Source organism: Phenylobacterium sp. (genome assembly GCF_046463815.1).
In the GTDB taxonomy this organism is placed as follows: Bacteria; Pseudomonadota; Alphaproteobacteria; order Caulobacterales; family Caulobacteraceae; genus Phenylobacterium.
This window is the reverse complement of record NZ_JBKBRO010000007.1, coordinates 81,839-106,366: the sequence shown is the minus strand read 5'-3', so window position 1 is coordinate 106,366 and position 24,528 is coordinate 81,839. Positions and strand designations below refer to the sequence as shown.

Sequence of the window (24,528 nt, the reverse complement as noted above, 5' to 3'; positions counted from 1 at the left end):
CATGCCGTAAGCTCCGGCAGGAGTGATTCGCCGGGGCGTCGATGAGCGCGGACCAACTGATCCTGGCGGCGGCGGCCGGCGCGGTGTCCCTGGCCATCTCCGCGGTGCTGTGGGCGCTGGCGCAGCGGCGCCAGAACCAGGCGCGGGTCGACGACCTCGCCGCCCAGGTCCGCGCCCTGGAGGCCCGCGCCGAGGCCGCCACCGCCTCGGCCGAGGCCTTCGATTCCGCCCTGCTCGCCGTCGAGGACGGCCACGCCCTGCTGGCCTCGGGCGAGGAAAGCCTGGCCGCCTGCGCCGAGGCGCTCGGCGTGCCCCTGGAGGGTCCCGAATCCGGGTCCCCGAACGCTCCCCAGAACGCCCCCCCGAACGCCCCCCAGGCCCTGCTCAACGCCCTCATGCGGGCCGACCCGGACCACACGCGCCGCCTGCGCGCCCTCTTCGAGCGCGGCGAGCCCTGCGCCTTCGAGGTCCAGGGCCCGGGCGGGGCGGTCACCGTCGAGGGCCGGGCGGCGGGCGCGCTCGCCTGGCTGCGCCTCTCGGCCGTGCTGGGCGAGGACGCGGGCCTGCCCACCGCGCCCCGCTTCGCCGCCTTCCTGCACGCGCGCGCCTGCCCGGCCTGGATCGCCGCCGCCGACGGCTCGCCCATCTGGGTCAACGCCGCCTGGCTGAAGGCGGTGGACGCCGCCAGCCTCGACGAGGCGGCCCAGCGGGGGCTTTCCTTCGACCGCGGCGCCGACGCCCTGGCCAGCGAGGCCGCCAACCTGGGCCAGCGGCGCGAGGCCCTGCGCTGGCTCAGCCTGGAGGGCCGCCGGCGCGCCTTCCAGATCGCCGCCCAGCCCATCGAGGGCGGCGGCGTCGCCGTCTGGACCGACGACGTCACCGAGGTCGAGGAGCTGCGCGAACAGCTCCGCCGCAACATCGAGGCCCACGACCAGACGCTGAACCGCCTGGACGACGCCGTGGCCATCTTCGGCGAGGGCAAGCGGCTGATCTTCCACAACACCGCCTTCGCCGACCTCTGGGGCCTGGAGCCCGCCTGGCTGGAGGAGCGGCCCACCCACGGCGAGGTGCTGGACCGCCTGCGCCAGCGCCGCCGCCTGCCCGAGACCGCCGACTACGCCAGATGGAAGGCCGCCGAGCTCGACCGCTACGAGAAGCTCGGCGCCGAGCCGGACGACCTCTGGAGCCTGCCCGACGGCCGCACCCTGCGCGTGGTGCGCCAGCCGCACCCCATGGGCGGCATGCTGGTGCTGTTCGCCGACATCACCGGCGAGCTGAAGCTGAAGGCCCAGTACAACGCCCTCATCCAGGTCCAGCAGGCCACCCTCGACAAGCTGTCCGACGCCGTGGCCGTGTTCGGCTCGGATGGCCGGCTTCGCCTGCACAACGAGAGCTTCGAGCGCTTCTGGGGCATCGGCCCCGACGCCCTGGAGGCGGCCGGCGGCTTCGAGGGCGTGGTCGAGCTCTGCGTGCCCAAGCTGCACGACATGGGCTTCTGGCGCGAGCTGAAGGGCCGCGTCGCCGACCCCGACCCCAAGGCCCGCACGCCCATGACCGGCGAGACCCGGACCTCGGACGACCGCATCGTCGAGTACCGCTCGCGCCCCCTGCCCGACGGGGCGACCCTGATCGCCTTCACCGACGTCACCGACACCCGCCGGCTGGAGACGGCCCTGGCCGACCGCGAGGCCGCGCTCTCCGAGGCCGAGCGGCTGAAGCGCGACTTCGTGGGCAACGTCTCCTACGAGCTGCGCACCCCGCTCACCACCATCATCGGCTACTCCGAGCTGCTGGAGCATTCCGGCGACGCCCTGCCCGACCGGGCCAAGGGCCACGCCGCCGCGGTCAAGGCCGCCGCCACCCAGCTCGCCCGCTCGATCGACGACGTGCTCGACATGGCCCAGATCGACGCCGAGGAGATGGCCCTGGACCTGGCCGACGTGAACGTGGCCGACCTCCTGATCGGGGTCGCCGGCCGCTGGATGAAGCAGGCCGAGGCCGCCAAGGTCTCCATCGTCGTCGAGCGCCCCGACGACCTGGGCCTGATCCGCGGCGACGCCAGGCGCCTGGCCCAGGTGCTGGACCATCTCGTCGAGAACGCCATGGCCCAGACCCCGCCCGGCGGCACGATCACGCTGGCCGCCCGCAAGGCCCTGGGCGAGATCCAGCTCCAGGTGTCCGACACCGGGCGCGGCATCCCCTTCCACGTCCAGGCCCACATCTTCGACCGCTTCATCGGCCGCGAGCGCGGCGGCCCGGGCCTGGGCCTGGCGCTCGTCAAGGCGCTGACCGAGCTGCACGGCGGCTGGGTCGCCCTCGAAAGCGAACCCGGCGCCGGCGCCACCTTCACCTGCCACCTGCCCGAAGGCGCCGAACCCGTCGCCGCCCAGCGGGAGCTGGCGCTGTAGGGCGCTTGCGCCGACCTTCGCCGGAACATATCATGAACACCCATTTCCCTCCCCCTCCGTGGGGAGGGCGACTCGCCAAAGGCGAGCGGGGTGGGGGAAAGGGCGAGCGAGGGCAAACGGCCAATGACCTCCCAAGTCCAACGCGCCCGCGCGTTCCGCCAGGCGATGAGCGAACCCGAGGTGATGCTGTGGGCGCGGCTCAAGCAGCTCCGGGCCCAGGGCCACCACATCCGCCGCCAGGCGCCCTTCCGCGGCTACTACCTGGACTTCGTCTGCTACGCGCGGCGGCTCGCCATCGAGGTGGACGGCGGCCAGCACGGCCATGACGGCCAGGCGCGGCACGACGCCGTCCGCGACCAGGTCCTCGCCCGCCACGGCTTCCGCGTGCTCCGCTTCGCGACCAGCGATGTGCGCCGGGACATCGGCTGGGTGATGGACACGATCGTCCAGGCGCTGGAGGCGGCCCCACCCGTCTCGCGCCAGCGGCGCGATCCACCCTCCCCATGAAGGGGAGGGAAAAAATCGGCCCCGCCCCTTTCCCACCCCCTCGTGGGGAGGGCGACTCGCCAAAGGCGAGCGGGGTGGGGGGAGGAATATCTCGCCCGCTTCCGTGGTCAGGCCTGCCCCTTCACGCCGGCATAAGCTCCCGCGCCTCCTCCACCTCCGTTTCCGCCGGCCCCACCCCTGAGGCCACCTCCCACCCCAGACAGGCCAGCAGCACATGGCGGGGGACCGGTTTCTCGCCGCTCGAATAGTAGGCGACTATCCGGCGGGAGAGGCCTAGCGCCTTGGCCGCCTCGGTGAGCGACAGGCCATGGCGCTGACGCCAGTCCAGGAACGTCCGCGCGTCCTCATGTCCCGTGGCCGACAACGTCTCCAGCCATAGACTATCGGCGCCCGCCTCGACGCCGGACGGCCATTCGACGCTGTGCCCCCAGTCGCCGACACGGACCTGCTCGAACGCCCGCTCGTCCGCCAGCGCCCGGAAGGCGCGTCGGCGGAGGAAGGGCCGGAAGTCGATCTCGGCCTCGGGCCCGTCCGTCCAGCGGACGCGGAGCCGGTGGCCGGCCTCCGCCCTCACCGCCTCGATCCGCCGCAGCCGCTCGCCGAACTTCCGGTCCGCCGTCATGGGTTCAACTCCTTCCACGTCGCGCGAAGCTCGTCCTGGTGCGCCGCCGCCCAGGCCAGGGCTTCCTTCAGGACGCCCTTCGGCACGCCGCCGGCGATCTCGGACAGGCCCTCGATCGTCACGCTGCTGCGGTGCTCCGGGCATTCGATGTGGAAGTGCGGCAGCGCGTGGTTCTGCTCGGCATAGACCGCGATCTTCCACTTCGCACCCCGGTGAAGGGTCACCATGGAACACCCATATTAGTGCAATAGTTGCATCATAACAAACACCCCCTCACCCCTCCCACATCCGCCGGAGCTGCCGCGGCGTCGGCTCCTTCCCCTGCAGGAAGTCCCGCTGCTCGCAGGCCCAGCGGACCTCGGCGGCGAACGTGGGGTCGCGCTTCATCCAGCCGTAGAGCGTGGGGTGGCGGGGCATGCCGGGCCGCAGGGACAGGCTGTGCAGGGTCTCCCCGCAGAAGAGCGCCTTCAGGACCGCCTCGCGCCGGTCCGTCAGTTCCCCGCGCCGCCGCTTCATGCGCACCCGGTGGCCCCAGCGGATGGCGGTGCGCACCGCGTGGTCGAACTCGGGATGCGCGCGCCGCCAGGCCCTCAGCACCGGCTTGCTGGGCAGGCCGGCCACGCGATGCAGGTCGGGCAGGGGCGTCCCCTTCACCAGGGCCAGGATCACCTTGTCGGCGACCTCCTCCGAATAGGTGGAGACGGGCCGGCGCCCGAACCGCGCCCGGCGCGCGGCCTCGGCCAGGGCCTGGGCGAACTCGGGATGCTCGGCCTTCCAGCGGTTCAGGGCGTCCCGGTGGGGCATCCCTTCCGTCCGCACCAGGTCGCGCACCGTCTCCCCGGCCCGCACGCGGGCCAGGAACGCCTCGGCCTGGGCCGGATGCCAGGCGTGGCCCCGGCGGTAGGCGCGCCGCACCACCTTGCCTTCCATCTGGGCCTGCACGAGGTGGAAGCGGAAGTTCTCGTCGGCCCGGCCCCAGCGGAAGATGGTCTGGCGCGAGGGGAACTCGGGATCCGCGTCGAGCCGGGCCATGGTCGAGCCCTTCGACAGGCGGTCCAGGATGCGCGCCTTCAGGCGCGGCCGGTCGGCATAGGCGGGGCGCATCGCCCGAACCTAGCCCGGAAACTAGCACAAAGCAAGAACAATGAGCTCCGCGCGGCCTTGAGCCATGTCATGGTCCCGCCCCCGCCGCCGGGCCAGGATGGCGCCGTTCAGACGCGGGGACCGCCGATGCTGGAATACGAGGTCACGGCCCGGCGGATCGACGCCCATGGCGGCGTCGCCGCCTGCAAGGCGGCCGAGGTCGTGCTCGACACCGACGTGAAGGGCCGCCCCGACGCCTTCAACCCGGCCGAGCTGTTCCTGGCCAGCGTCGCCGCCTGCATGATCAAGGGCATCGAGCGCGTGGCCCCGATGCTGGACTTCCGGTTCCGCGGCGTCGGCGTGCGCCTGAAGGCGGTGCGCCAGGACGCCCCGCCGCTGATCCTCACCATCGACTACGAGCTGACGGTCGACACCGACGAGCCCGACCGCCGGCTGGAGCTGCTGCACACCAACGTGCGCAAGTACGGCACCATCTCGAACACGGTCGCCAAGGCTGTGACCCTGACCGGCGTGATCCGCCGCGGAGCCTGAGCTGGTCCGGAAAGGCCGCGATGCGGCTCTAGGAAACCGCGGATTTCACCGATTTCACGGATGATCGAGCCCAGCGCCCATCCGTGCAATCCGTGTCATCCGTGGTTCTCTCGAAAGCACGCCGCCGCTCGCGCGGCGGCCGGAGCCCTACGGCCCTTTCGTGCCTTTCGTGGTTCCCGAGAACCTAGTGCTGGCTTTCCGGCATGGTCACGACCAGGCCGTCCAGCTCGTCGGTCACCTTGATCTGGCACGACAGGCGGCTGTTCTCCTCGACGCCCTCGGCGAAGTCGAGCATCGACTCCTCCATGGCCGAGCGCGTGCCGGTCTTGGCCAGCCAGGCGGGGTCCACATAGACGTGGCAGGTGGCGCAGGCGCAGGCGCCGCCGCAGTCGGCGTCGATGCCCGGGATGTTGTTCTTCACCGCGCCTTCCATGACCGACAGGCCCGGCTTCACGTCGATGACGTGCTCGGTGCCGTTGTGCTCGACGTACGTAATCTTGGCCATGGCGCTCCTCGTGAGCCGCGCTTAAGCGGCGACCTCTTTCATTGAAACGGCGGGGTCGGCAAGCTTGGCCTTGTCGACCGGCTTGCGGTTCAGGATGAGCTGCTTGCCCATCATGAATTCGGGCGGGGCGTTGATCGCCTCGACGGCCTGCACCTGGTTCCCCTTCAGGTGGAACACGGCGAACCTGGCCGTGGCCGGGTCGCCCCGCACCACGATCTGGTCGGCGTCGAAGGGATAGCCCGCGATCTGGAGCTTCAGGTCGTACTGGTCCGACCATTGCCAGGGGCACTCGCCCGGCGGGCGGGGCCGGCCGGTGATGGCGGCGGCGGCCTGCTTGGCCTGCTCCAGCGCGTTCGGCACGCTCTCCATGCGGAACATGCGCTCGTAGATCGGCATGGGCCTGTGCGCCACGTCGCCGATGGCGAAGATGCTGGGGTCCGAGGTGCGGGCGTCCAGGTCCACCACCACGCCCCGGGCGCACTCCAGGCCCGCGTCCTTGGCGATCTCGTCGTTGGGCGCCGCGCCCACGCCCACCACCGCGGCGTCGCAGGGCAGGGTCCGGCCGTCGGCCAGGGTGACGCCGGTGACGTGGCCGCCTTCGCCCGTGAAGCCCGTCACCGTGCAGCCCAGCTCGAAGGCGACGCCGTGCTTCTCGTGGTAGTCGCGGAAGAAGGTCGAGAGCTGTTCGCAGGCCACCCGGGCGAGCAGGCGGGCCTCGCGCTCCAGCACCGTCACCTCGGCGCCCAGGGCCCGGCCCGAGGCGGCCACCTCCAGCCCGATGTAGCCGCCGCCCACCACGGCGAGCTTCTTGCCGGGACTCACGGCGGCCTTGAGCTGTTCGGCGTCGGCCGCCGTGCGCAGCGCCATGACGCCCTTCAGGTCCGCGCCGGGGATCGGGAGCGCGATGGCGCGCGCGCCGGTCGCCAGGATCAGGATGTCGTAGGAAAGCGTCGAGCCGTCCGACAGCGCCACCGTCTTGTCGCCGCGCTTCAGCGAGAGCGCCTTCACGCCGGGCCGGAAGTCGATGCCGTTCTCGGCGTAGAACTCCAGCGGCTTCAGGGCCAGCGAGTCGGCGTCGGCCTCGCCCTTCAGCCAGGCCTTGGAAAGCGGGGGCCGCTGGTAGGGCGGGATCGGCTCCTCGCCCACCAGGGTGATCGGGCCCTCATGGCCGTACTGGCGCAGCAGCGCGGCGGCCGTGCCGCCGGCATGGCCCGCGCCCAGGATCACGACATGCGCCGCCGGGTTGCTCATACCTACCCCCGATGCCGAAAAGTGACGGCGGCGTCAACTTATCAAAGCGCCGCTAGAGAACCCGGTCCGCCAGCATCTTCTTCACCTCGGCGATGGCCTTGGCGGGGTTGAGCCCCTTCGGGCACACCTGGGCGCAGTTCATGATGGTGTGGCAGCGGTAGAGCTTGAAGGGGTCTTCCAGGTCGTCCAGGCGCTCGCCGGTGGCCTCGTCGCGGGAATCGATGATCCAGCGGTAGGCGTGCAGCAGGGCGGCCGGGCCCAGGTACTTTTCCTGGTTCCACCAGTAGCTCGGGCAGCTCGTCGAGCAGCAGGCGCAGAGGATGCACTCGTAGAGGCCGTCCAGCTTCTCGCGGTCCTCGGGGCTCTGGCGCCACTCGGTCTGCGGCTCGGGCGTCTCGGTGTGCAGCCAGGGCTCGATCGAGGCGTACTGGGCGTAGAACAGGGTCAGGTCCGGGACCAGGTCCTTGACCACCGGCATGTGCGGCAGGGGGCTGATCTGCACCTGCTGGCCGGGAACCTCCTCCCAGCCGTGGGTGCAGGCCAGGGTGTTGCGGCCGCCGATGTTCATGGCGCACGAGCCGCAGACGCCCTCCCGGCACGAGCGCCGGAAGGTCAGCGTCGGGTCCATGGTGTTCTTGATGTGGATGAGGACGTCCAGGACCATCGGGCCGCAGGCGTCCACGTCCACCTCGTAGGTGTCCCAACGCGGGTTGGCGGAGTCCTCGGGGTCGTAGCGGTAGACCTTGAAGGTCTTCGTGCGCCCCGCGCCCTCGGGGGCCGGGTGGTGCCGGCCGCCGGTGATGCGGGAGTTCTTGGGGAGCCGGAATTCGGCCATGTGAGCAGCTCCTTCCGGTCCTAGTACACCCGCGCCTTCGGCGGGATGTAGGCGATGTCGTTGGTCATGGTGAAGCTGTGCACCGGCCGGTAGTCGATCTTCACCTTCCCGGTCGCGTCGTCAAACCAGCTGAGGGTGTGCTTCATCCACTTCGAGTCCAGGCGGTCCGGGAAATCCTCGCGGGCGTGGGCGCCGCGGCTCTCGGTGCGGTTGGCCGCGCTGTTCACCGTGACCGCCGCCTGGCCGACCAGGTTCTCCAGCTCCAGCGTCTCCATGAGGTCGCTGTTCCAGATCATCGTGCGGTCGGTGACCTTCAGGTCCTTGCGGCCCTCGTGGACCTTCTGCAGGCGCTTGACGCCCGACTTGAGGCTCTCGCCGGTGCGGAAGACCGCGGCGTCCTCCTGCATGGCGCGCTGCATCTCGAGACGCAGCTCGGCCGTCGGGGTGCCGCCGTTCGCGTTTCGCAGGCGGTCGAAACGGGCCAGGTGGCCCTCGGTCATGTGCGGCTTCAGCTCGGGCTGGCTCGCGCCCGGCGTCAGGATCTCGGCCGCCCGCAGCGCCGCCGAGCGGCCGAACACCACGAGGTCGATCAGGCTGTTGGAGCCCAGGCGGTTGGCGCCGTGCACGCTCACGCACGCCGCCTCGCCCACGGCCATCAGCCCCGGCACCACCTTGTCCGGGTCCTTGCCGGCCTTGGTGACGACCTCCGAATAGAAGTTCGTCGGGATCCCGCCCATGTTATAGTGAACCGTCGGGAGCACCGGTATCGGCTCTTTAGTGACGTCGACGCCCGCGAACACCTTGGCGCTTTCCGAGATGCCGGGCAGGCGCTCGGCCAGAATCTTGGGATCCAGGTGGTCGAGGTGCAGGAAGATGTGGTCCTTCTTGGGCCCGACGCCGCGGCCTTCGCGGATCTCGATGGTCATGGCCCGGCTGACCATGTCGCGCGGCGCGAGGTCCTTCACGGACGGGGCGTAGCGCTCCATGAAGCGCTCGCCCTCGGAATTGGTCAGATAGCCGCCCTCGCCGCGGGCGCCCTCGGTGATCAGGCAGCCGGCGCCGTAGATGCCGGTGGGGTGGAACTGCACGAACTCCATGTCCTGCAGGGGCAGGCCGGCGCGCAGCGCCATGCCGCCGCCGTCGCCGGTGCAGGTGTGGGCGCTGGTGCAGGAGAAGTAGGCGCGGCCGTAGCCGCCGGTGGCCAGGATCACCATCTGGGCCTGGAACCGGTGCAGGGTGCCGTCGTCCAGCTTCCAGGCGGTGACGCCCCGGCAGACGCCCTCGTCGTCCATGATCAGGTCGAGGGCGAAGTACTCGATGAAGAACTCGGTGTCGTGCGCCAGGCTCTGCCCGTACATGGTGTGCAGCATGGCGTGGCCGGTCCGGTCGGCCGCGGCGCAGGTGCGCTGGATCGGAGCCTCGCCGTAGTTGCGGGTCATGCCGCCGAAGGCGCGCTGGTAGATCTTGCCGTCGGCCGTGCGGCTGAACGGCACGCCCCAATGCTCAAGCTCGTATACCGCCGCCGGCGCGTTGCGGCAGAGGTATTCGATGGCGTCCTGGTCGCCCAGCCAGTCCGACCCCTTGACGGTGTCGTACATGTGCCAGCGCCAGTCGTCCTCGCCCATGTTGCCCAGGGAGGCGGAGATTCCGCCTTGAGCAGCAACCGTGTGCGAGCGGGTCGGGAAGACCTTGGTCACGCAGGCCGTCTTCAGCCCCGCCTGGGCGCAGCCCAGGGCGGCCCGGAGGCCCGAACCGCCGGCGCCGACGACGACGACGTCGAACTTGTGGTCGATGAATTCGTAAGCCGCCATGGGGTCTCTCACGCGCCTCCCAGCGCGACCTTGAGGACGGAGAGGACGGCGAGCGCGCCGGCCAGTCCGCAGACGAAGAGGTTGAGCAGCAGCAGCGCCGTCTTGGAGAGGGTCTTGTGGATGTAGTCCTCCACCACGACCCGCAGGCCGGCGTGCATGTGCCAGAAGCTGATGGCGATGGTCAGGACCATCAGCGTCATGTTGAGCGGGCTCGCGATCCAGGCGACCGCGCCGTAGTAGTCGAGCGCCGCCAGGCGGATCACGGCGTAGATGGCCCAGAGCGTCAGCGGGATCAGGGCGACGGCGCCGACGCGCTCGCCGATCCAGTGGCCGACGCCGTGCTTGGCGGCGCCGAGGCCGCGGGCGCGGGAGAGGGGCGTGCGGTAGCTGGCCATCAGAGCGCTCCCGTCATGCCGGCGATGACCCAGACGGCCAGGGTGGCCGCCACGGTGAAGGCGAAGACGCCGACCGCCGAGGCGTTGGCGCTCTTCACGTCCAGGCCGTGGCCCAGATCCCAAGTCAGGTGCCGGACGCCGTTGCCCAGGTGGTAGAAGGCCGAGACCGTCAGGCCGAACAGCACGAACTTGCCGAGCGGCGAGCCCATCAGCGCCTTGAAGCCGGCGTAGGCCTCGGGCCCGCCGGCCAGCGACAGCGCCCAGGCCGCGGCGATCAGCGCGCCGACGTAGAGCGCCACGCCGGTGGCGCGGTGGAGGATGGAGGTGGCCATGGTGATGTGCCATCGCCAGACCTGAAGGTGCGGCGACATCGGCCGCTCTCTAAGACCCTTCGATACCTCAGCCATCAGCCCTGCCCGCTCGTGCGTCGTGTCGGAAGAGAAGGCCGCTTGTAAGCCTGCCCCGCCGGGTGTCAACGAAGGCTGCGGCCCCGCGGGACCTTCCTTCGCAGCCGCCGAAGTTCAAGCTCCACGAGCTTACGCGCAAGTCGTCTTTCCTGTAGTCTTCCTTCGTGAAAGGCGAAGGATGCGGTTTGACCTGACGGATCTGCGGCTGTTCTGCGAGGTGGTTGACGCGGGGTCCATCACCGCCGGCGCCGAGCGCTGCGCCCTCGCCCTGGCCGCCGCCTCCACCCGTATCCGCAACATGGAGGCCGCCCTGGGCGCGGGCCTGCTGTCGCGCTCGCGCCAGGGCGTCACGCCGACGCCGGCCGGCCGAATGCTGCTGAAGCACGCCCGGGCGATCATCGCCCAGTCGGCCCGCATGCGGGAGGACCTCTCGGCCTACGCCGGGGGCCTGTCGGGCGAGGTGAAGCTGCTCGCCAACACCAACGCCCTCACCGAGTTCCTGCCCGAGGCGCTCTCCAGCTTCCTGGCCGACCATCCGCACGTCAGCGTCGACCTCGAGGAGCGCCTGTCGGACGAGATCGTGGGCCTGATCGCCGAGGGCGTGGGTGACATCGGCATCGTGGCCGGCACCGTCGAGGTGGGGGCCTTGCAGACCTATCCCTTCCGCTCGGACCGCTTCGTGGTGGTGACGGCGAAGGACCATCCGCTGGCGGCCCGCCGGGACGTGGCCTTCGGCGAGGTGCTGGACTTCGATTTCGTGGGCCTGGAGCGGTCGAGCTCGCTGCAGCGGTTCCTTACCGCCAAGGCGGCGCGCGAGGGCCGGCCGCTGAAGCTGCGCGTGCAACTGCGCAGCTTCGACGCCGTCTGCCGCCTGGTGGAATGCGGCGTCGGCGTCGGGGTGGTGCCGGAGACGACGGCGGCCCGGGCGGCGCGGACCATGGCGCTCTCGGTCGTGGCGCTCGCCGACGACTGGGCGCTGCGCGAGCTGAAGATCGTGATCCGGGCCGAAGACGAACTGCGCCCCTATGCCCGCGAACTGGTCGAGACATTGCGGGCGTCGCAGGCCGGCAAAACCACATCGGCGAGCGTGGGGGATATTCACAACCTTGACGCGAATACGTCCTAGTGTTCGGTATCGTCGGGTTCAGACGGCCTGCGACGCGACCGCGACATCGGTCGCGGCGTTCGCCCCAGGATGAGGAGGAAGACTCCATGACTCCGAGAGACCTGACCGCCATGGCGGTCTTCGCGGTGTTCGCCGCCGGCCCGGCGGCGGCCCAGACTGTAGTTTCGACCGGCGTCGTCGTGCGCGGCGTGACGGTGCCCGGCGCCGGGGTGCCGGGGATGAAGGTGCCCGGCCGGACCTGCGACTTCAGCGGCGAGGAAACCTATCCGAACGGGCGAATGACGGGCGCCAGCGTGCAGTGCCGCGCCGGCGGGAACCTCGCCAACACCATTCCGGGCCTGCCCCAGCGATTCAACGCCTACTGCGTCATCGACGCCAGCACGCTGAAGGGCGCGCCGCGGCTGATCACGGCCCCGATCCCCGGCGACGCCAACCATTGCGACCTCTCCGGCATCACCCCGAAGGACGCGACGGGGCGGTTCGGCGGCGCCATCTGGCGCTAGGCCGAGATCGGCGGACTGGCCGGAGGCTTCACCCTCGCTGTTCCAGCCAGTCCGCCGAGCGCATCTCCTGGAGGCGCGAGGCGGTGCGCTCGAACTCGAAGGCGCCCTCCCCCTCCGGATAGAGCTTCACGGGCTCGGCCTCCGCCAGCACGATCAGCTTGGTGCGGGCCTCGTAGAGAGCGTCGACCAGGATCACGAGCCGCCTGGCCTCCTCCCGTCGCGCGGGCGTCAGCTTCGGCACGTGTTCCAGGAAGACCGTGTGGAAGCGCTCGGCCAGCGCCAGGTAGTCGTTGGGGCCCAGCGCCACCGCGCACAGGCTGGCGAAACTGGCCCGCAGCAGGCCGCCGCAGGCGTGCGGGAAGGTGATCCGGCGGCCCAGCACCTCCAGGGTCTCGCCGCTCTCCTCCCCGTCCGGCCCCAGCATTTCGCGCCACAGGGCGTCGAAGGACCGCTCGTTGTCGGGATCGACGGGGGAGAACCAGGTCCCCGTCGCGCGCAGGCGATCGAGGCGATAGTCGTGCGGTCCCGCCACCGAGATCACTTCCACCTTCGACTTCAGGAGGTCGATGAAGGGCAGGAAGAGCTGGCGGTTGATGCCGTCCTTGTAGAGCTCCTCCGGCCGCCGGTTCGACGTGGCGACCAGGGTCACGCCACGCGCGAACAGCGCCTCGAACAGCCGCCCCAGGATCATGGCGTCGGCGATGTCGGTGACCTGGAACTCGTCGAAGCACAGCAGCAGCGCCCGCTCGGCCACGACATCGGCCACGGGCGGGATGGGATCGTCGCCTTTCGCCTGACCGAAGCGGGCCTTGCGGGCCGCGGCGTCGCCCTTGCGCCAAGCGTCGATGAGGCGATGGACCTCACCCATGAAGACGTGGAAATGGGTCCGGCGCTTCTTCGCGACCGGCGCGGTCTCGAAGAAGAGGTCCATCAGCATGGACTTGCCCCGGCCCACCGGCCCCACGAGATAGACGCCGCGCCGGCCCTCGGGGGCCGTCTTGCGGAACAGGGCCTTCAGGCCGCCGTTGGCGGGCGCCGCGGCGAGGTCGCCCTCCAGCCGGACGAGGGCCGCGAGCGCCGCCGCCTGGGCCGGATCCGGACGGATGGCGCCTTCGGCCAGACGGGCGTCGTAGGCGGCTTGCAGGACGGACGGCATCGTTTCCGCCTAGCGGGCCGCACCGTCCGGCGCAAGAAACGGACGCCGCCAGGGACCGAGGCGGCTCACTTCATCGTCGGGATGACGAAGGCTGAGTCCTCGACGGCGCCTTCCGGCCAGCGGGCGGTGATGGTCTTCACCTTGGTGTAGAACTTCACGCCCTCCATGCCGTGCTGGTTGGTGTCGCCGAAGGCGCTGCGCTTCCAGCCGCCGAAGGTGTGGTAGGCCACCGGCACCGGGATCGGCACGTTGATGCCCACCATGCCGACGTTGACGCGGGCGGCGAACTCCCGCGCGGCGCGGCCGTTGCGGGTGAAGATGGCCACGCCGTTTCCGTACTGGTGGGAGGACGGCAGGTCGAGCGCCTCCTCGAAGGTCTCGGCCCGGACGATCTGCAGGACCGGCCCGAAGATCTCCTCGTTGTAGGTCTTCATGCCCTTCTTCACGCCGTCGAACAGCGAGGGGCCGATGAAGAAGCCCTTCTCGTAGCCCTGCATCTGGAAGCCACGACCGTCGACCACCAGCTCGGCGCCTTCGTCGACGCCGGCCTGGATGTAGCCGGCGACCTTCTCCTTGTGCGCCTGGCTGACCACCGGGCCGTACTGGGCGGCGGGGTCGGTGGAGAGGCCGACCTTCAGGGTGTCGATCTCGGCCAGCACGCGCTCGCGCAGCTCGTCGGCGGTCTTCTTGCCGACCGGCACGACCACCGGCAGCGCCATGCAGCGCTCGCCGGCCGAGCCGTAGGCGGCCCCGATCAGGTCCTTGGTCGCCTGCTCCAGATCGGCGTCGGGCAGGATGATCCCGTGGTTCTTGGCCCCGCCCATGGCCTGGACGCGCTTACCGTTCGCCGTGCCGCGCGAGTAGACGTAAGAGGCGATGTCGGACGAGCCCACGAAGCTGACCGCCTTGATGTCCGGGTGGTCGAGGATGGCGTCGACCGCGACCTTGTCGCCATGGACCACGTTCAGCACGCCCGAGGGCGCCCCGGCCTCCATCATCAGCTCGGCCAGGCGCACGGGAACGCTGGGGTCCTTCTCGGACGGCTTCAGGATGAAGCTGTTGCCCACCGCGATGGCGATGCCGAACATCCACATCGGGATCATGGCCGGGAAGTTGAACGGCGTGATGCCCGCGCAGACGCCCAGCGGCTGGCGCATGGAATAGACGTCGATGCCCGGGCCGGCACCCTCGGTGTATTCGCCCTTCAGGACGTGGGGGATGCCGCAGGCGAACTCGATCACCTCCAGGCCCCGCTGGATGTCGCCCTTGCTGTCGGCGATCACCTTGCCGTGCTCGGACGACAGGAGCTCGGCCAGCTCGTCCATGCGGGCCTCGACCAGCCGCTTGAACTCGAACATCACCCGCGCCCGTCGCTGGGGGTTCACCTGGGCCCAGCCCGCCTGCGCGCGCAGCGCGGACTGGACGGCCCGGTCGAGCTCGGCCTCGGTGGCGAGCTGCACGCGGGCCTGGACCTCGCCGGTGTTGGGATTGAACACGTCGCCGTAGCGGCCGGACGCGCCCTGGACGGCGGCGCCGTCGATGAAGTGGGTGATCTCACGCATGGGCCGGGTTTCTACGCCCAACCCCCGGGCGCGCCTAGCTCCCGTTGGGGCAGGGTCCGGGGTCGAGGGGGCGCTTGCCCGGACGGGGCGCAGCGTCGCATGTTCGGCCCCATGACCGCGCTGTCGCACGCCCAGGCCCTGGCCCCCGCGGGAGGCGCCGACCACATCGTGGACGTGCTGCTCGCCGAGCGCGCGCCCAAGCTGTCGGGCTCGTCCCTGTGGCCGCTGGCCCGGCCGCTGCTCTACGCCCTCCTGGACTACGCCAAGGCGCGCGCGATGGCCGACGCCATCGCCCCCCTGCCCGGGCGCGCGGCGCTGGAATTCGTCTCGGACCTCCTGTCGGTGAAGGTCGAGGCGCGCGGGCTGGAGCGCGTGCCGGCGTCGGGCAGGGCGATCGTGGTCTGCAACCACCCCACCGGCATCGCCGACGGCGTGGCGGTCTATGACGCGCTGAAGGGCCTTCGGCCCGACATCTGCTTCTACGCCAACGCCGACGCCCACCGGGTCTCGCCCCGCTTCGACGAGGTGCTGATCCCGGTGGAGTGGGTGGAGGCCAAGCGCACCCGCGAACGCACCCGACTCACCCTGCAGCTCACCAGGGAGGCCATGGAGGCCGAGCGCTGCCTGGTCGTCTTCCCGGCCGGCCGGCTGGCCAGGCGCGGCGCCGACGGCGTGCTGGCCGATCCGCCGTGGATGCCCACGGCCGTCTCCCTGGCCCGCAGGTACGAGGCGCCGGTGATCCCGATCCACGTGGCCGGGCCGTGGTCGACGCTGTTCCACTTCTTCAACAGCTTCTCGCAGGAACTTCGCGACATCACCCTCTTCCACGAGCTGCTCAACAAGCGCGGCCGGCGTTTCGACCTCATCGTGGGGCGGCCGATCGGCCCCGGGGCGCTGGCGGGCGACTCGGCCGAGGTCACCGGCCGGCTGAAGCACCATGTGGAACGCGTCCTGATGGACGATCCGGACCGGGCCTTCGCATGATCCTGGAGGCCGAGGGCGACTTCCGTCTCGACGACGAGGCGGCCACGCAGCGCCTGGGCGCGGCGATCGCGGCCGAGCTGAGGTCCGGCGAGGCGGTGTGCCTGACCGGCCCGCTCGGAGCGGGCAAGTCGAGCCTGGCGCGCGCCCTGGTCCGGGCCCTGACGACGCCCGACGAGGATGTGCCGTCGCCGACCTTCACCCTGGTGCAGTTCTACGAGGGGCCGCGACTGAAGGTCGCCCACTTCGACCTCTATCGCCTCTCGAACCCCGACGAGGCCTATGAGATCGGTCTGGACGAGGCGCTGGGCGAGGGCGCGGCGGTGATCGAGTGGCCGCAACGGCTGGAGGGCCGCCTGCCGCCGGACCGACTCGATATAGAGATCGCCTTTTTAGGTGACGACGCAGACGGCAGGCGCGTGCGGCTCACCCCCCACGGCGCCTGGGAAGGACGAGGGCTTGAGTTCCGCGCCTGAGATTTCCGAACGCGAGGCCCTGAAGGTGGGTTTCCTCGAGGCCGCCGGCTTCGGCGACGTGCGCCGCCAGCCGCTGGGCGGCGACGCCTCGACGCGCAGCTACGAGCGCCTGCATCGGGCCGATGGGACCAGCTTCATCTTCATGGACCAGCCGCCGTCGATGGAGAGCGTCGTCTGCCCGCCCAAGGCCACGCCCGAACAGCGGATCGCCCTGGGCTACAACGCCGCCGCCCGTCTGGCGGGGGGGTCGGTGGCCGCCTTCGTCACCACCGCCGCCTATCTGCGCGACCAGGGGCTTTCGGCGCCGCGCATCTTCGCCCACGACGTCGGCGCAGGCCTCGCCGTGCTGGAGGACCTGGGCGACGGGCTCTTCGCCACCCTGATCGCCGGGGGCCAGGACGAGGCGCCGCTCTACGAGGCCGCAATCGACGTGCAGGTCGCCATGCAGTCGCGGACGCCGCCGGACGTGCTGAAGGCCGAGGGCTGCGAGTGGCCGCTGCTGACCTACGACACCCTCGCCCTGAAGATCGCCACCGACACCTTCCTGGAGTTCTGGCCGAAGTTCGCGGGCCTGCCGGACTTCGGGGCGGAGGCCGTGGCCGAATGGGAGGCGCTTTGGGCGCCCGTGTGGGCCTGGGGCGAGGCGGGCGCCTCGGTGTTCACCCATCGCGACTACCACGCCCAGAATCTGCTGTGGCTGCCCGAGCGGGCTGGCGTGGCGCGGGTCGGATTGCTCGACTTCCAGGACGCCCTGAAGGCCCACCCGGCCTGGGACCTCCTGCACCTGCTGCAGGACGCCCGCCGAGACGTCTCGCCCGAACTCGAGGCCGCCATGCTGGACCGGTACCTGGGCGCGAAGCCCGAGATCGAGCGCGACCGCTTCACCTCCGAGTACCGGGCGCTGGCGGCCTCGAACGCCGCCCGCATCCTGGGCCGGGTGTTCGCCCGGCAGGCGCTGCTGGGCCGGCCTCAGTACAAGGCCTACATGCCGCGCACCTGGCGCTATCTGGAACGGAACCTCGCCGACCCGGAGCTCGCTCCGCTGAAGGCCTGGTTCGACCGCCACATGCCGCCGGAGGCGCGGGCGTGAGCGCCTCCCCCAAGACCGCGATGGTGCTGGCCGCAGGGCTCGGCACCCGCATGCGGCCGCTGACCGAGACCCTGCCCAAGGCCCTGGTGCCGGTCGCCGGCAAGCCCTTGATCGACCATGTGCTGGACCGCCTGCGCGAGGCCGGGATCGAGCGGGCCGTGGTCAACGTCCACCATCTGGCCGACCAGATGGAGGCCCACCTCGCCGGCCGGAAGGACCTGGAGATCCTGATCTCGGACGAACGCGCCGAGCTGCTGGACTCCGGCGGCGGCATCCGCCGCGCCCTGCCCAAGCTGGGCTCCGATCCGGTTATGCTGGCGAACATCGACTCCCTCTGGATCGAGGGCGAGCGCCCGGCGCTGGAGACGCTCAAGGCGGCCTGGAATCCCGACCTGATGGACATCCTGCTGCTGCTGGTGAAGCGGGGCCAGGGGCTCGGCTTCGAGGGGCCCCAGGGCTTCTTCATGGATGAGGCCGGCCGCCTCACCCATTCGGTCGCGCCCGACGTGGTGACGCCCTTCGCCAACATCGGCTTCGGAATCCTGAAACCGCAGGTGCTGGAGGGCGAGCCGGACGCGGCCTTCCCGATCCAGCCCATCTGGCGCCGGCTCCAGGCCCAGGGACGCCTGCACGGCGTGCTCATGGACGCCTTCTGGATGCACGTCGGCGATCCCGCCGCGCGCGAGGCGGCGGAAAAGAGGCTCTCGTGACCGCCTTCTTCGAACGGCCCGGACCCCGCTGGTTCAACATCCCGGCGCACCGGCCGTTCGCGGACGACCTGGCCCAGGGCCTCTACGACGCGTTATCGCCGCTCGGACCGGAGGCGCTCTCCGACGCCCTGGTGCTGGTGCCGACGCGGCGCGGCGCCCGGGCGCTGGCCGACGCCTTCGTGCGGGCCGCCGGAGGCCGGGCGGTCCTGCCGCCGCAGATGCGCCCCCTGGGGGACCTGGAGGCGGGCGAGCCGCCGTTCGAGCCGGGCGACCTCGCCCTGGATCTGCCCGCCGCCATCGAGCCGCTGCGCCGCCGCTTCGAGCTGGCCGGCGTGGTGGCCACGCAGGCGCACCTGCTGGACGGCCACAGCCTGACCGCCGCCTCGACCCTCGAACTGGCCGACGCGCTGGGCGGCTTCTTCGACAGCGTGCAGATCGAGGAGATCGAGATCGAGGGCCGCCTCGAAACCCTCGTCGAGGGCGAACTCGCCGAGCACTGGCAGGTCTCGCGCCGGTTCCTGGAGGCCGCCGCCGCGCGCTGGCGGCGGCGCCTGGACGAGCTGGGCGTCGTGGACGTCAGCGAGCGGCGGGTCCGGCTGCTGCGGCGCCTCGCCGAGGCCTGGACCCTGAAGCCGCCGCAAGGGGTGCTGGTGGCCGCCGGCTCCACCGGCACGGCGCCCGCCACCCGCGCCCTGCTGATCGCCGCGGCCCAGGCGCCGCGCGGCTGCGTCGTCCTGCCAGGGTTGGACGCCAATCTGGCGTTCGAAGCCTGGCAGGACGTGGACGTCCAGCATCCCCAAGGAGCCCTGAAGACGCTGCTGGCTCAGGCTGGGGTCGAGCACGCGGACGTCGCCGTATGGCCCGCATCGGGAGCCGTCGACATGCGGGGCCACTGGCGCCAGCGCGTGATCAACGAGGCCTTACGGCCAGCGGACAGAACCGCCGACTGGCTCCAGGTGATCAAGACCCTGCGCGGGCTGGATCCCGATGGCGATCCGGTGGCGGCGGGCCTCGAGGGCCTTTCCCTGGTCAGCGCGCGGACCGAGGAGGAGGCCGCCACCGTCGCGGCGCTGCTGCTGCGCGAGGCGCTGGAGACGCCCGAGCGCACGGCCGCCCTCGTCACGCCCGACCAGGCCCTGGCCCGGCGCGTCGTCGCCAAGCTCGCCCGCTGGGGGGTCATCCCGGATTCCTCGGCGGGCGAGAGCCTGGCCGGCAGTCCGTGCGGGGTGCTGGCGGGCCTCCTCGCGCAGCTCGCCGCCGACCCGCTGAACCCGGTGCTGCTGCTGGCCATCCTGAAGCACCCTCACGTCCGCCTGGGCCGCGAGCCGCAGGACCTGGCCGCCACTCGGGAGGCCCTGGAGCGCCACGGCCTGCGCGGCCCCCGGCCGCAGGACTGGAGCCGCCTGAAGGGCAAGCTCGGCAAGCATCCCGAGGCCGCCGCCCTGGCGAGCGAACTCGAAACGCTGGTCGATGGGCTGCGGGCGCCGTTCGCGGACGGGGAGGCCGCCCCCCCTCAGGCCGCCAGGGCGCTCACCGAGGCCATGGAGCGCCTGGCCGCCGATGCTGCGGGCGACCTGGGCGGCCTCTGGGCCGGGCACGGCGGCGAGGCGATGAGCCGCCTGCTCGCCGCCCTCGTCCACGAGGCCGACGGCCTGCCGCCCGCGACCCCGCGCGGCTTCGCCGACCTGCTGTCCCGGCTGGTCGAGGGCGAGACGGTCCGCTCGGGCGGGGCCACTCATCCGCGCCTGCGCATCCTGGGCGCCATCGAGGCCCGGCTGGTGCGCGCCGACCGGCTGGTGGTGGCGGGCCTGGAGGAGGGCGTCTGGCCGAGGGGCGCGCCGCTCGATCCCTTCCTTTCGCGGCCGATGCGCGAGCGCCTGGGCCTGCCCAGTCCCGAGCGCCGCATCGGTCTGGCCGCCCACGACTTCGCCCAGGCCGCCTGCGCCCCCGAGGTCGTCCTGCTGCACACCGAGCGCCGGGAGGGCGCGCCGTCGGTGAAATCCCGCTGGCTCTGGCGGCTGCAGACCCTGGCGCGCGGGGCGGACACCGAAGAAGCGCCGGTCACGATCGCGCGGCGCGATGACGTGCTGGCCTGGGCCCGCGCCCTGGATGAGCCCGGCGCGTCCGCCCCGGCCAAGCGCCCCGCCCCGGTCCCGCCGGTGGCCGACCGGCCCCGGGAGATGGCCGTCACCCGGGTCGAGACCCTGACCCGCGACCCCTACGCCGTCTGGGCCCGCGACATCCTGCGGCTCTATCCTCTGAACCCGCCGGACAAGGCAGTGGACGCCCGCGAGCGCGGCACGGCCATCCACGCCGCCTTCGAGGCCTTCGCCCGCGACCACGCCGATCCCCTGCCGCCCGACGCCGCCGAGGTCTTCCAGCGCCTCTACCTCGAGGCTCTGCACGAGGCGGGCCTGCCCGAGGCCGCCCTGGCGCGGGAGGCGGTCCTAGCCCGCGAGATGGGCGCCTGGGTGGTGGAGCTGGAGCGCGAGCGCCGCGCCGACGGCCGCAAGGTGCATGTGGAGCTGAAGGGCGAGCTTACGTTCTCGGCCCCCGCCGGGCCCTTCACCGTCACCGCGCGCGCGGACCGCATCGAGGCCACGCCCGACGGCTTCGGCCACATCCTCGACTACAAGACCGGCAAGGCGCCCTCGAAGAAGGAAGTCGACACCGGCTTCTCGCCCCAGCTCACCCTGACGGCGGCGATCCTGGAGGCGGGCGGCTTCAAGGACATCGGCCCCTTGAAGCCGGGCGACCTGACCTACCTGGAAGTCACCGGCCGCAGGCCCGCCGGCAAGGTCGAGATCCGCGCCGAGGCGGGTGAGGTGAGCGCGTTGGCCGCGTCCTGGGCGCTGGAGGGGCTGCAGACCCTGGTCGGGCGCTACGACCGTCCCGACCAGGCCTACGTCTCGCGCACGGCGCCGCAGTTCGTGAAGGCCCGGGTCTCGGACTACGACCACCTGGCCCGCGTCTTCGAATGGTCCACCAGCGGCGAGGAGGGCGACGAATGAGCATCGACCTCGACACCCGTCCGGTCGATCCGCAGCAACGCGCCGCCGACCCGCGCCTGTCGGCCTTCGTCACCGCCAACGCCGGCTCGGGCAAGACCAAGACTCTGATCGACCGGGTGGCGCGCCTGCTGCTGGCCGGCGCCAGCCCTGAGACCATCCTCTGCGTCACCTACACCAAGGCCGCCGCCGCCGAGATGCAGCGGCGGCTCTACGACCTGCTCGGCCGCTGGTCGGTGATGGGCGACGACGCCCTGCGCGCGGCCCTGGCCAGGCTGGAGGACCGGCGGCCCGCCGCCTACGACGGCGAGGGGCTGTCCAAGGCCCGCGCCCTCTTCGCCCGGGCGCTGGAGACGCCGGGCGGCCTGAAGATCCAGACCATCCATGCCTTTTGCGAAAAGCTCCTGCGGCGCTTCCCGCTGGAGGCGGGCGTGTCGCCCGGCTTTAGGGTCATCGACGACGCGGCCGCCGCCTTCCTGAGCGGCGAGGCCCGCGCGGCCGTGGCCCGCCACGCCATGGCCGGCGAGGGCGCCGTCGCCGAGGCCTACGCCCGCTTCTCGGTGGCGCTCGACCACCAGGGCTTCCAGGGCATGTTCGGCGACTTCGAGACGCGCCGCGGCGCCCTTCGGGCCTTCATCGATGGCGTCGGCGGATTCGAGGGCGCCCGCGCCTGGGTCTGGACCACCTGCGGCTTCGCGGCCGAGACCTCGCCCGAGGCCGAAGCGGCCGAGGCCATGGCGCGGCTGGACCGGGGGCTGTGGCGGGCCGCCGCCGCGGTCCTGGCCCAGGGCGGCAAGACCGACCAGGCCTGCGCGGCGCAGATGGCCGCCGTGGCCGCCGATCCCGAAGCGTCGTTCGACCAGGCGCTGGGCCCCTTCTTCACCAAGGCGGGCGATCCGGCGACGTGGGTCGGCCGCACCAGCGCGCTCAAGGCCCGCGAGGAGCTGAGGGTTCAGCTCCTGTCCGAGCAGGCCCGGCTGGCCGCCGCCCGCGACCGCGTGCGCGCCGCCCAGGTGGCCGCGGACACGGTGGGCGCGCTCGCGCTCGCCAACGCCTACCTCGCCGCCTACCGCCTGGAGAAGCAGGCCTCGGGCGCCCTCGACTTCGCCGACCTGATCGAGAAGACCTGCGCCCTGCTGCACAGCCGCCCGGCCGCCGCCTGGGTGCTCTACAAGCTGGACGGCGGCATCGACCACATCCTGGTGGACGAGGCCCAGGACACCGCGCCCGACCAGTGGCGCATCGTGCGCGCCCTGACCGAGGAGTTCTTCTCAGGCGAAGGCGTGGACCCCGGGGCCGCCCGCACCCGCAACATGTTCGTCGTGGGCGACCAGAAGCAGTCGATCTATTCGTTCCAGGGCGCCCAGCCCGAGCTGCTGAACCACGAGTTCGCCTTCCACCGCGACCGCGCGACCGGCGCGGGCTACCGCTTCGAGAAGGTGGACCTGCTGACTTCGTGGCGCTCCACGCCCCAGGTGCTGAGCTTCGTGGACGCCGTCTTCTCGTCGCCCGAGCTGGCCCAGGCCGTGCAGCCGGGCCTGGAAGGCGCCTCGGTCGAGCATGTGGTGGCCAAGGCCCGGGCCGGTCATGACGGCTGCGTGGACATCTGGCCCCTGGTGCTGGAGGCGAAGGGCGAGGAGCGCACCGCCTGGGACGCGCCGCTCGACGCAGAATCCGAACAGAGCGCCAACAAGCGCCTGGCCCGCGCCATCGCCCGGGAGGTCCGCGACCTCGTCGCGCGCGGCGAGGCGGTGTTCGACAAGGAACTGGGCGAGTCGGGCGCGTGGCGGCCGGCCGACCCCGGCGACGTGCTGATCCTGGTCCGCCGACGCGGCGCGCTGTTCGAGGAGATCCTGCGGGCGCTCAAGCACGAGGGCGTGCCGGTGGCCGGCGCCGACCGGCTGGCGCTGTCCGAGCACATCGTCTTCGACGACCTGCTGGCGCTGGCGCGCTTCGTCCTCTTCCCCGGCGATGAGCTCAATCTGGCGGCCCTGCTGAAGAGCCCCTTCTGCGGGCTGACGGACGACAGCCTCTACGCCCTGGCCTTCGGGCGCGGGAAGGAGCCGCTCTGGGACCGGCTGACGCGGCGCGCGTCCGAACAGGCCGACTGGACCTCGGCGCTGGCGATGCTGGAGCGGGCGCTGGAGGCGGCCGGCGGGCGGCCCTTCGAGTTCTACGCCCGGCTGCTGGGCCTGACCGACGGCGAGGGGCGCTCGCTGCGCTGGAAGCTGCTGAAGCGCCTGGGGGCGGAGGCGCAGGACGCCCTGGACGAGTTCCTGGCCCAGGTGCTCGCCGCCGAGGGCCGCGGGGTCCACGACCTGGAGAGCCTGGTCGCCGCCTTCGCCGGCCTCGACATCACCGTGAAGCGTGAGATGGAAGCGCCTGCCGGCCAGGTGCGGGTGATGACCGCCCACGGCGCCAAGGGCCTGGAGGCCCCGATCGTCTTCCTGCCCGAGACGACCATGACCCGCACGGCGCGGGGCTCGCCGCTGATGGAGACCGACGCCGATGCCAGGGGGATCAGCGGGTTCCTGTGGTGCGCGTCCAAGGATCGCGATTGCCCCGCCTCCGCCGCCGCCCGCGAGCGCCGCGCCCGGCGGGAGGATGAGGAGGCGCTCCGTCTGCTCTATGTGGCGCTCACCCGGGCGCGCGACCGGCTGGTGCTGTGCGGCCGGGCCAGGGCCGGCGCCGACGAGGCCAGGATCGAGGGTTGGTGGGGCGCCGTCTATCGCGCCTTCGCCCACGAAAGCATCGCCCCGCATGTGCGGCCCGCCGCCAGCGGCGAGCTGGAGATCCGCCGCTATGGGCCGGACCCGAAGCCGCTGGGCCGCGCCGCCGGGAAGGCCGCCGCCGCCGAGGTCCTGCCCGCCTGGGCGCGCGCGGTCGCGACCCCGGAAGCCTTCGCCCGCTACGCCTCGCCGTCGGACCTGGGCGAAGACGCCAAGGTCCCGGCCCCATCGCCGCTGGCCGCCGCGCAAGGGCTCGGCCGGTTCCGGCGCGGCGACCTGATCCACCGCCTGCTGCAGCTCCTGCCCGACCTGCCGCCCACCGAACGGGCCGAGGGCGCCAGGGCCCTGCTCTCCCGCGAGCGGGACCTGACCCCCGCCCAGGCCGCCGAGATGGCGACCGCCGCGCTCGCGGTGCTGGAGGACGCCCGCTTCGCCGAGGTGTTCGGGCCCGGCTCGCGCGCCGAGGTCGCCGTGGCCGGGACGGCGGCCGCCCTGCCGCCGTCCTTGCGCATCTCGGGCCGGATCGACCGGCTGGTGGTGCTTGAGGACCGGGTGCTGGTGGCCGACTTCAAGACCAACCGGCCCTCGCCGGACCGGATCGAGGACGCCGATCCCGCCTATCTGCGCCAGATGGCGCTCTACGCCGCTGTGCTGGGCGAGGTCTTCCCCGGCCGGCGCATCGAGGCGGCGCTGGTTTGGACCGACGGGCCGAAGCTGATGCCCGTTCCAGAAAACCTGGTGGCCCAGACCCTTGCCGAGCTCCGCCGTGGCGGTTGATACCAGGACAAGGCCCGCCTACATCGGCGGATCA

At 71.9% G+C, this 24,528-nt stretch carries 22 protein-coding genes; 11 read left to right on the top strand and 11 right to left on the bottom strand.

All coding sequences use genetic code 11. The annotated features are described in order from the left end of the window. Positions 1–41: 41 nt before the first annotated feature. Together ACK4TT_RS06315 and ACK4TT_RS06310 are read left to right on the top strand one after the other, a co-directional pair. Complete coding sequence (locus ACK4TT_RS06315) at positions 42–2,408, top strand: ATP-binding protein (RefSeq protein ID WP_409637956.1); 2,367 nt, start codon at positions 42–44, stop codon at positions 2,406–2,408. Positions 2,409–2,531: 123 nt separating this feature from the next. After that, positions 2,532–2,915, top strand: coding sequence for an endonuclease domain-containing protein (locus ACK4TT_RS06310; RefSeq protein ID WP_410212653.1), 384 nt, complete (start codon positions 2,532–2,534; stop codon positions 2,913–2,915). A 121-nt stretch (positions 2,916–3,036) separates the two neighbouring features. On the opposite strand, the gene ACK4TT_RS06305 is transcribed toward ACK4TT_RS06310, so the two are convergent. From ACK4TT_RS06305 to ACK4TT_RS06295, 3 genes are read right to left on the bottom strand one after another with little or no spacing between them, the layout of a single operon-like run. Continuing rightward, positions 3,037–3,537, bottom strand: a complete 501-nt coding sequence (locus ACK4TT_RS06305) for a DUF2442 domain-containing protein (RefSeq protein WP_410212652.1) — start codon at positions 3,535–3,537, stop codon at positions 3,037–3,039. After that, positions 3,534–3,764: a DUF4160 domain-containing protein gene (locus ACK4TT_RS06300; RefSeq protein ID WP_410212651.1), complete on the bottom strand. Its 231-nt coding sequence runs from the start codon at positions 3,762–3,764 to the stop codon at positions 3,534–3,536. Before ACK4TT_RS06300 ends, ACK4TT_RS06305 begins: the two co-directional genes overlap by 4 nt. Positions 3,765–3,810: 46 nt before the next feature. Then, the gene (locus tag ACK4TT_RS06295) at positions 3,811–4,641 is read right to left on the bottom strand and encodes a hypothetical protein (protein ID WP_410212650.1); all 831 of its coding nucleotides are present in this window, start codon (positions 4,639–4,641) and stop codon (positions 3,811–3,813) included. A 57-nt stretch (positions 4,642–4,698) separates the two neighbouring features. Here ACK4TT_RS06295 and ACK4TT_RS06290 point away from each other — a divergent pair, with 57 nt between their 5' ends. After that, positions 4,699–5,172 carry an OsmC family protein gene (locus ACK4TT_RS06290; protein ID WP_410212649.1) on the top strand — a complete coding sequence of 158 codons (474 nt, stop codon included), beginning with the start codon at positions 4,699–4,701 and terminating at the stop codon, positions 5,170–5,172. A gap of 184 nt (positions 5,173–5,356) precedes the next feature. On the opposite strand, the gene ACK4TT_RS06285 is transcribed toward ACK4TT_RS06290, so the two are convergent. The 6 genes from ACK4TT_RS06285 to sdhC are packed head-to-tail and all read right to left on the bottom strand — an operon-like array spanning position 5,357 to position 10,340. Continuing rightward, on the bottom strand, positions 5,357–5,677 hold the full coding sequence (locus ACK4TT_RS06285) for a 2Fe-2S iron-sulfur cluster-binding protein (RefSeq protein ID WP_409641718.1): 321 nt from the start codon (positions 5,675–5,677) through the stop codon (positions 5,357–5,359). A 21-nt stretch (positions 5,678–5,698) separates the two neighbouring features. Then, the gene (locus tag ACK4TT_RS06280) at positions 5,699–6,928 is read right to left on the bottom strand and encodes an NAD(P)/FAD-dependent oxidoreductase (RefSeq protein ID WP_410212648.1); all 1,230 of its coding nucleotides are present in this window, start codon (positions 6,926–6,928) and stop codon (positions 5,699–5,701) included. Between the two features lie 52 nt (positions 6,929–6,980). Further along, positions 6,981–7,763 carry a succinate dehydrogenase iron-sulfur subunit gene (locus ACK4TT_RS06275; RefSeq protein WP_409641712.1) on the bottom strand — a complete coding sequence of 261 codons (783 nt, stop codon included), beginning with the start codon at positions 7,761–7,763 and terminating at the stop codon, positions 6,981–6,983. Between the two features lie 20 nt (positions 7,764–7,783). After that, positions 7,784–9,574: a succinate dehydrogenase flavoprotein subunit gene (gene sdhA, locus ACK4TT_RS06270; RefSeq protein WP_409641709.1), complete on the bottom strand. Its 1,791-nt coding sequence runs from the start codon at positions 9,572–9,574 to the stop codon at positions 7,784–7,786. Between the two features lie 8 nt (positions 9,575–9,582). Beyond that, on the bottom strand, positions 9,583–9,969 hold the full coding sequence (sdhD, locus tag ACK4TT_RS06265) for a succinate dehydrogenase, hydrophobic membrane anchor protein (RefSeq protein WP_409641706.1): 387 nt from the start codon (positions 9,967–9,969) through the stop codon (positions 9,583–9,585). Continuing rightward, a complete protein-coding gene (sdhC, locus tag ACK4TT_RS06260) occupies positions 9,969–10,340 on the bottom strand; it encodes a succinate dehydrogenase, cytochrome b556 subunit (RefSeq protein ID WP_409641704.1) in 372 nt (123 codons plus the stop codon). Before sdhC ends, sdhD begins: the two co-directional genes overlap by 1 nt. 214 nt (positions 10,341–10,554) lie before the next feature. Between sdhC and ACK4TT_RS06255 the strand changes: the two genes are divergently transcribed. Beyond that, positions 10,555–11,502 (top strand): LysR substrate-binding domain-containing protein, encoded by a 948-nt coding sequence (locus tag ACK4TT_RS06255; RefSeq protein WP_410212647.1) that lies wholly within the window; start codon positions 10,555–10,557, stop codon positions 11,500–11,502. 86 nt (positions 11,503–11,588) lie between these two features. Then, positions 11,589–12,005 carry a hypothetical protein gene (locus ACK4TT_RS06250; RefSeq protein WP_409641699.1) on the top strand — a complete coding sequence of 139 codons (417 nt, stop codon included), beginning with the start codon at positions 11,589–11,591 and terminating at the stop codon, positions 12,003–12,005. A gap of 28 nt (positions 12,006–12,033) precedes the next feature. On the opposite strand, the gene zapE is transcribed toward ACK4TT_RS06250, so the two are convergent. Both zapE and ACK4TT_RS06240 read right to left on the bottom strand, forming a co-directional pair. Continuing rightward, positions 12,034–13,161 carry a cell division protein ZapE gene (gene zapE, locus ACK4TT_RS06245; protein ID WP_409641696.1) on the bottom strand — a complete coding sequence of 376 codons (1,128 nt, stop codon included), beginning with the start codon at positions 13,159–13,161 and terminating at the stop codon, positions 12,034–12,036. A gap of 65 nt (positions 13,162–13,226) precedes the next feature. Further along, entirely contained in the window at positions 13,227–14,723 is a 1,497-nt protein-coding gene (locus ACK4TT_RS06240) for a CoA-acylating methylmalonate-semialdehyde dehydrogenase (RefSeq protein WP_410212646.1), read from the bottom strand. Positions 14,724–14,822: 99 nt separating this feature from the next. Between ACK4TT_RS06240 and ACK4TT_RS06235 the strand changes: the two genes are divergently transcribed. From ACK4TT_RS06235 to addA, 6 genes are read left to right on the top strand one after another with little or no spacing between them, the layout of a single operon-like run. Beyond that, entirely contained in the window at positions 14,823–15,707 is an 885-nt protein-coding gene (locus ACK4TT_RS06235) for a GNAT family N-acetyltransferase (RefSeq protein WP_409641690.1), read from the top strand. Further along, on the top strand, positions 15,704–16,180 hold the full coding sequence (gene tsaE, locus ACK4TT_RS06230) for a tRNA (adenosine(37)-N6)-threonylcarbamoyltransferase complex ATPase subunit type 1 TsaE (RefSeq protein WP_409641687.1): 477 nt from the start codon (positions 15,704–15,706) through the stop codon (positions 16,178–16,180). Before ACK4TT_RS06235 ends, tsaE begins: the two co-directional genes overlap by 4 nt. Continuing rightward, a complete protein-coding gene (amgK, locus tag ACK4TT_RS06225; protein ID WP_410212645.1) occupies positions 16,164–17,270 on the top strand; it encodes an N-acetylmuramate/N-acetylglucosamine kinase AmgK in 1,107 nt (368 codons plus the stop codon). Before tsaE ends, amgK begins: the two co-directional genes overlap by 17 nt. After that, a complete protein-coding gene (locus ACK4TT_RS06220) occupies positions 17,267–17,980 on the top strand; it encodes a nucleotidyltransferase family protein (RefSeq protein WP_409641681.1) in 714 nt (237 codons plus the stop codon). Before amgK ends, ACK4TT_RS06220 begins: the two co-directional genes overlap by 4 nt. Next, the gene (gene addB, locus ACK4TT_RS06215; RefSeq protein WP_410212644.1) at positions 17,977–20,991 is read left to right on the top strand and encodes a double-strand break repair protein AddB; all 3,015 of its coding nucleotides are present in this window, start codon (positions 17,977–17,979) and stop codon (positions 20,989–20,991) included. The genes ACK4TT_RS06220 and addB overlap by 4 nt, the downstream gene beginning before the upstream one ends. Continuing rightward, the gene (addA, locus tag ACK4TT_RS06210) at positions 20,988–24,494 is read left to right on the top strand and encodes a double-strand break repair helicase AddA (protein ID WP_410212643.1); all 3,507 of its coding nucleotides are present in this window, start codon (positions 20,988–20,990) and stop codon (positions 24,492–24,494) included. Before addB ends, addA begins: the two co-directional genes overlap by 4 nt. The last annotated feature ends 34 nt before the right edge of the window (positions 24,495–24,528 follow it).

Excerpts from the sequence above, each read along its gene's own strand:
- ACK4TT_RS06285 (WP_409641718.1), bottom strand. The coding sequence starts at position 5,677 with ATGGCCAAGATTACGTACGTCGAGCACAACGGCACCGAGCACGTCATC.
- sdhA (WP_409641709.1), bottom strand. The coding sequence starts at position 9,574 with ATGGCGGCTTACGAATTCATCGACCACAAGTTCGACGTCGTCGTCGTC.
- ACK4TT_RS06300 (WP_410212651.1), bottom strand. The coding sequence starts at position 3,764 with ATGGTGACCCTTCACCGGGGTGCGAAGTGGAAGATCGCGGTCTATGCC.
- ACK4TT_RS06310 (WP_410212653.1), top strand. The coding sequence starts at position 2,532 with ATGACCTCCCAAGTCCAACGCGCCCGCGCGTTCCGCCAGGCGATGAGC.
- ACK4TT_RS06250 (WP_409641699.1), top strand. The coding sequence starts at position 11,589 with ATGACTCCGAGAGACCTGACCGCCATGGCGGTCTTCGCGGTGTTCGCC.
- ACK4TT_RS06240 (WP_410212646.1), bottom strand. The coding sequence starts at position 14,723 with ATGCGTGAGATCACCCACTTCATCGACGGCGCCGCCGTCCAGGGCGCG.
- ACK4TT_RS06305 (WP_410212652.1), bottom strand. The coding sequence starts at position 3,537 with ATGACGGCGGACCGGAAGTTCGGCGAGCGGCTGCGGCGGATCGAGGCG.
- ACK4TT_RS06235 (WP_409641690.1), top strand. The coding sequence starts at position 14,823 with ATGTTCGGCCCCATGACCGCGCTGTCGCACGCCCAGGCCCTGGCCCCC.
- ACK4TT_RS06255 (WP_410212647.1), top strand. The coding sequence starts at position 10,555 with ATGCGGTTTGACCTGACGGATCTGCGGCTGTTCTGCGAGGTGGTTGAC.
- sdhD (WP_409641706.1), bottom strand. The coding sequence starts at position 9,969 with ATGGCCAGCTACCGCACGCCCCTCTCCCGCGCCCGCGGCCTCGGCGCC.
- sdhC (WP_409641704.1), bottom strand. The coding sequence starts at position 10,340 with ATGTCGCCGCACCTTCAGGTCTGGCGATGGCACATCACCATGGCCACC.
- ACK4TT_RS06275 (WP_409641712.1), bottom strand. The coding sequence starts at position 7,763 with ATGGCCGAATTCCGGCTCCCCAAGAACTCCCGCATCACCGGCGGCCGG.
- zapE (WP_409641696.1), bottom strand. The coding sequence starts at position 13,161 with ATGCCGTCCGTCCTGCAAGCCGCCTACGACGCCCGTCTGGCCGAAGGC.
- ACK4TT_RS06315 (WP_409637956.1), top strand. The coding sequence starts at position 42 with ATGAGCGCGGACCAACTGATCCTGGCGGCGGCGGCCGGCGCGGTGTCC.
- ACK4TT_RS06280 (WP_410212648.1), bottom strand. The coding sequence starts at position 6,928 with ATGAGCAACCCGGCGGCGCATGTCGTGATCCTGGGCGCGGGCCATGCC.
- tsaE (WP_409641687.1), top strand. The coding sequence starts at position 15,704 with ATGATCCTGGAGGCCGAGGGCGACTTCCGTCTCGACGACGAGGCGGCC.
- addA (WP_410212643.1), top strand. The coding sequence starts at position 20,988 with ATGAGCATCGACCTCGACACCCGTCCGGTCGATCCGCAGCAACGCGCC.
- ACK4TT_RS06295 (WP_410212650.1), bottom strand. The coding sequence starts at position 4,641 with ATGCGCCCCGCCTATGCCGACCGGCCGCGCCTGAAGGCGCGCATCCTG.